At 71.4% G+C, this 4838-nt stretch carries 6 protein-coding genes; 4 read left to right on the plus strand and 2 right to left on the minus strand.

Going from position 1 to position 4838, the window contains the following annotated elements:
• The 4 genes from AB0J39_RS38125 to ppk2 all read left to right on the plus strand — a co-directional run.
• A partial coding sequence (locus AB0J39_RS38125) for a hypothetical protein (RefSeq protein WP_363473866.1) occupies nucleotides 1-215 on the plus strand: 215 nt, incomplete at its 5' end.
• 36 nt (nucleotides 216-251) lie between these two features.
• Nucleotides 252-905: a response regulator transcription factor gene (locus tag AB0J39_RS38130; protein ID WP_363473868.1), complete on the plus strand. Its 654-nt coding sequence runs from the start codon at nucleotides 252-254 to the stop codon at nucleotides 903-905.
• 5 nt (nucleotides 906-910) lie between these two features.
• A complete protein-coding gene (locus AB0J39_RS38135; RefSeq protein ID WP_363473871.1) occupies nucleotides 911-1984 on the plus strand; it encodes an ATP-binding protein in 1074 nt (357 codons plus the stop codon).
• 62 nt (nucleotides 1985-2046) lie between these two features.
• Nucleotides 2047-2991, plus strand: coding sequence for a polyphosphate kinase 2 (gene ppk2 / locus AB0J39_RS38140; RefSeq protein WP_363473873.1), 945 nt, complete (start codon nucleotides 2047-2049; stop codon nucleotides 2989-2991).
• Between the two features lie 4 nt (nucleotides 2992-2995).
• Here the strand turns inward: ppk2 and AB0J39_RS38145 are convergent, their stop codons facing one another.
• The gene (locus tag AB0J39_RS38145) at nucleotides 2996-4027 is read right to left on the minus strand and encodes a hypothetical protein (protein ID WP_363473875.1); all 1032 of its coding nucleotides are present in this window, start codon (nucleotides 4025-4027) and stop codon (nucleotides 2996-2998) included.
• A 51-nt stretch (nucleotides 4028-4078) separates the two neighbouring features.
• On the minus strand, nucleotides 4079-4838 hold a 760-nt coding region (locus AB0J39_RS38150; protein ID WP_363473877.1), incomplete at its 5' end, for a peptidase.

The following is a 4838-nucleotide window of genomic DNA, read 5'->3' on the forward strand; positions in this document are numbered from 1 at the left end:
GCGGCGCGGTCGGCCGGGCGCACGCGCCGCCCGGAGACGCCGCGGCCGTCGCGGCAGGCGTCGCGGCGGCCGTCGTGGAGGTCGTCGCCGCGGTGGGAGCGGGAACGGCGGCGGTCAGCGCGCAGGCCGTCATAAGGACCGCGGAGCAGAAAGTTCTGATCATGCCCGGCAGCGTGGCCGCGGGTGGGTTGCGCGGCCGTGAACGACATCGTTAACGCCGCTGTTACCTCCCGTCGATTAGGAACCCGGGTATGCGGGTTCTCGTGGCCGAAGACGAACGCGATCTGGCCGATCTCGTGGCGATGGGGCTGCGCCGCCACGCCATGGCGGTCGACGTGGTGTACGACGGGGCGGCCGCGGCCGAGCGGCTGACGGTCAGCGACTACGACGTCCTCGTGCTCGACCGCGATCTGCCGGAGCTGCACGGCGACCTGGTCTGCCGCGAGCTGGTGGCGCGCGGCAGCCGTACGCGGATCCTCATGATGACGGCGGCGTCGTCGGTGCCGGAGCGCGTCGCCGGGCTCGGCATGGGAGCCGACGACTACCTGCCCAAGCCCTTCGACTTCACCGAACTCGTCGCCCGGGTCCGGGCGCTGGGCCGGCGCAGCCGGGACCAGGTGCCCCCGGTGCTGGCCCGGCACGGGATCGTGCTCGACACGCACCGGCTCCAGGCGTCCAGGGACGGCCGTCACCTGCACCTGTCGCTCAAGGAGTTCGCCGTCCTGGAGGTGCTGATGCGCGCGGAGGGCGCGGCGGTGAGCGCCGAACGGCTTCTCGAGGAGGCCTGGGACGAGAACGCCGACCCCTTCACCACCGTGGTGCGGGTCGTGGTCAGCCGCCTGCGCGCGAAACTGGGCGATCCGCCGTGCATCCGGACCGTCCCCGGCGCGGGTTACCTGCTGTGACGACGGTGCGGGTACGTCTCACGCTGATCTACTCGGGGATCTTCCTGCTCACCTCCGTCGTACTGCTGGTCATCGTCAACACGCTGTTGCGGCAGGCGCTGCACACGCGGATCGCGCGGCTTCCCGAGCCGTTGCCGGGAGGGGCCCCGCCGGGCCCGGCCGCCCCCATGGAGAGGATGCCGGACACTCCGTCGCCGCTGTCCGCGCTGGTGCGGGACGTGATCCACTACCAGTGGGACGTGAGCGCGCTGGCGATCGGCGTCCTGGCGGTGGTGTCGGTGGTCGTGGGATGGGTGATCTCCGGCCGTGTCCTGCGGCCCCTCCACCGGATCACCGCCACCGCGCAGCGGCTGTCCCTGTCCACCCTGCACGAGCGGATCGCCCTGTCCGGGCCACGGGACGAGCTGAAGGAACTGGCCGACACCTTCGACGCCATGCTCGACCGGCTGGAGCGCTCGGTCGTGGGCCAGCGGCGGTTCATCGCCAACGCCTCCCACGAGCTGCGGACCCCGCTCGCCGTGCAGCGGACGGCGATCGAGGTCGGCCTGCCCGAGGACGTCGGGGAGATCCGCGACACCCTGCTGCTCCACAACCACCGCATCGAGAGTCTCATCGACGCCCTGCTGGTGCTCTCCCACGCCGAGCACGGGCTGGAGAGGCGGAGCCTGGTGGCGCTGGACGAGGTCGTACAGCTGGTTCTGGCGGAAGTGGACCGCGGCGACGTGACGGTCACGGCGCGGCTGGACTGGTTCGTCGTCCCCGGCGACCCGATCCTGCTGAACCGGCTCGTCACCAACCTCGTCGACAACGCCGTGCGATACAACCGCCCCGGCGGCGCCGTCGAGGTGACGCTCGCCGGGGGCGTGCTGACGGTCCGCAACACCGGTCCCGAGGTGCCGGCCGAGCGCCTGGGCGACATCTTCGCGCCCTTCAGGCGACTGCACACCAGCCGTCGTCAGGGCGCGGGGCTCGGACTGTCCATCGTCGCGTCGATCGCGACGGCGCACGGGGCCGCCGTACGGGCGCGTCCCAACCCCGGCGGCGGCCTCGAAGTCGCCGTGACGTTCCCGGCCGGATGAATTTCCCGAGAACAGTGTGGCCGACGGGGATTGGAATCGTCCGACAGGTGCAGTAGGGGGCCATGGAGATGCCGCAAGCGTCGCAGAGTGCGCGGGAGCACCCGGACGGCGTCGAGTTGCTGCGCCGCACGCCGGGGTTGAAGGTGCTGGACGACGATGACGACGACCCCGTCCTCGTACGCGCGGACGGGGGCCCGGTGGACACCTGGCGCGAGCACTACCCGTACGACCACCGCATCACCCGGCAGGAGTACGACCGGCAGAAGCGGCTGCTGCAGATCGAGCTGCTGAAGCTGCAGTACTGGCTGAAGGACACCGGCAGGCGCCTGGTGATCCTGTTCGAGGGACGGGACGCGGCCGGCAAGGGCGGCACCATCAAGCGCTTCATGGAGCACCTCAACCCCCGCGGCGCGACGGTGGTGGCGCTGGAGAAGCCCAGCGAGCGTGAGCGCGGCCAGTGGTACTTCCAGCGGTACGTCGAGCATCTTCCGGCCGCGGGGGAGATCGTGCTGTTCGACCGGTCCTGGTACAACCGGGCCGGGGTCGAGCGGGTCATGGGCTTCTGCACTCCGGAGGAGTACATGGAGTTCATGTACCAGGCTCCGCTGTTCGAGCGGATGCTCGTGCGCGACGGCATCCGCCTGGTCAAGCTGTGGTTCTCGGTGTCGCGGGCCGAGCAGCGCACCCGCTTCGTCATCCGCCAGGTGGACCCCGTGCGGCAGTGGAAGCTGTCGCCGATGGACATCGCCTCGCTGGACCTGTGGGACGAGTACACCCGGGCCAAGGAGGACATGTTCCTCAACACCGACACCGAGGACGCCCCCTGGACGATCATCAAGAGCAACGACAAGAAGCGCGGCAGGCTGGAGGCGATGCGCTACGTCCTGTCCCTGTACGACTACGACGACAAGGACGCCTCGGTGGTGGGCGAGCCCGACCCCCTGATCGTCCGGTCCGCCGCCGACATCGTGGACGAGGACAACGCCGAGCCGCTGTCGCCGTTCTGACCCCTCACGCCCGCTCGGCGGTGCGGTACAGGTCGCGTACGGCCTGGCCGAAGTAGGGGCCGTACATCGTGCGGTGGTCGTTGCTGTACTTGAAGCTGCTGACGGACGTGAGCGTGCCCCGGCCCGAGGCGGGGTCGAAGCCGCTGAGCCAGGGCCCGCCGCTGGCCCCCGCGGTGAGGTTGCAGCGCAGGCCCTGGTCGCGGGTCTGCCCCTGCGGGTCGCCGTGCGGGACGCCCGCGCAGTACAGCAGCCGCTCGCCGTCGTACGGAGGATCGGCGGGGAACCCGAAGCCGTAGGTCCGGCGGCCCCGCGGCGGGTAGAAGCCGATGGGCTGCCCGCCCACGGCGTCGGTCAGGTGCTGCCCGTCCAGGTCGTCCACGGCGACCATGCCCACGTCGTAGTCGTCGTCGCCCGAGCGCGACCAGGGCCCGGCGACGAACATGCGCCGCGCGGGGAAGCCGCCGTACGGCTGCCGCCCCTCGTCGTATCCGGGGACGAATGTCCAGTTCTCCGCCCAGGCCCCGGCGCCGTCCTTGACGCAGTGCCCGGCGGTGACGACCAGGTCCCTGTTCGCGCTGCGCACGGCACTGGCGGAGCAGGAGAAGTCCACGCCGTTCAGCGTCAGGAACACCCTGCCGGTGGTCCTCGTCACCGAACCGCCCGCCGCCCAGCGCGTGCCGCTGGTGGTGGCGGGGGGCATCGCCGCCGCCTGCCGTGTCCTGTCCGTCCTGCCCGCCTGGGTGGTCCGGGTCGTCCCGGTCCTCGCGACCGGCCGCATCGTGTGGCCGGGCACGAGAGCCGACCCGGCGGCCGGCGTCAGAGCGGCCCCGACCACGGGCGGCAGGACCGGTGGGGTGCCGCCCAGCAGCTTGACCGGGACCGCCCGCGCCATCCGCTGCGGCGTCCAGTAGATCCCGGACGCGTGCCCGGCGACGTGCTCCACGACGTCTCCGAGAGGCGGGACCTCCGGGCTGGGGGCTCCCAGGAGTCCGGCGGCGAGGGCGGTGACGGCAAGCATGGGGAGGCTCGGAGTCATGGCTCCCGAGTGTGGACCACTATTCGTGATCTCGCCGCTACTTTCCGCGAATCAGGTCAGGGCCGTCTTCTGGGCCGCGTTGTAGACCGCCTCGGCCTCGGGGCCGAAGTACGGCCCGAACATCCAGTAGGACGCGAAGTTGTACTTGAAGCTGTTCACCGAGTTGAGCAGGCCGCTGCCGGTGTCCGGGTCGAACCGCACGAACCACGGGCCGCCGCTCGAACCGCCGGTCATACCGCAGCTCAGCCCCTGGTCCTGGGAGCTGAGGTAGTCGTCGAACGTGCGCCCCCCGCAGTAGACCAGCTTCGACCCGTCGTACGGCGCGCCCGCGGGGTAGCCGAAGGCGTACGTCTGCCGCCCGCGCGGCTGGTTGAACGCGACGCCCTGGCCGCCGACGACGTCGGTGAGGCTCTTGCCGCCCTGCGGCGCGACGACGGCGGCGGCGAGGTCGTAGTTCATGTTCTCGCCGGAGTTCCACTGCGAGGTGGTGAGCAGGGTGGTCGCCGGCCAGGTGCCGTCGGGCCGATCGCCCTGGTCGTAGCCGGGGACGAAGACCCAGTTGGCGTGGAAGGCGCCGTTCAGCTTCACGCAGTGGCCCGCGGTGATGACCACGCTCTTGTTGGCGCTGGTGACGGCGGTGCCCGAGCAGGAGGCGTTACGCCCGGCGTCCGATCCGGCCGTGACCGTGAAGAACACCCTGCCCGTCGTCTTCGCGACCGTCCCGCCCGCCGTCCAGGGCGAGCCCGAGGTCCGCGACGAGACGTACGCGGCGGCGCCGGCCGCCACGGCGCCCACGGCGAGGACCATGGCG

It is taken from the genome of Microbispora sp. NPDC049633, assembly GCF_040675265.1.
Lineage (GTDB): Bacteria > Actinomycetota > Actinomycetes > Streptosporangiales > Streptosporangiaceae > Microbispora > Microbispora maris.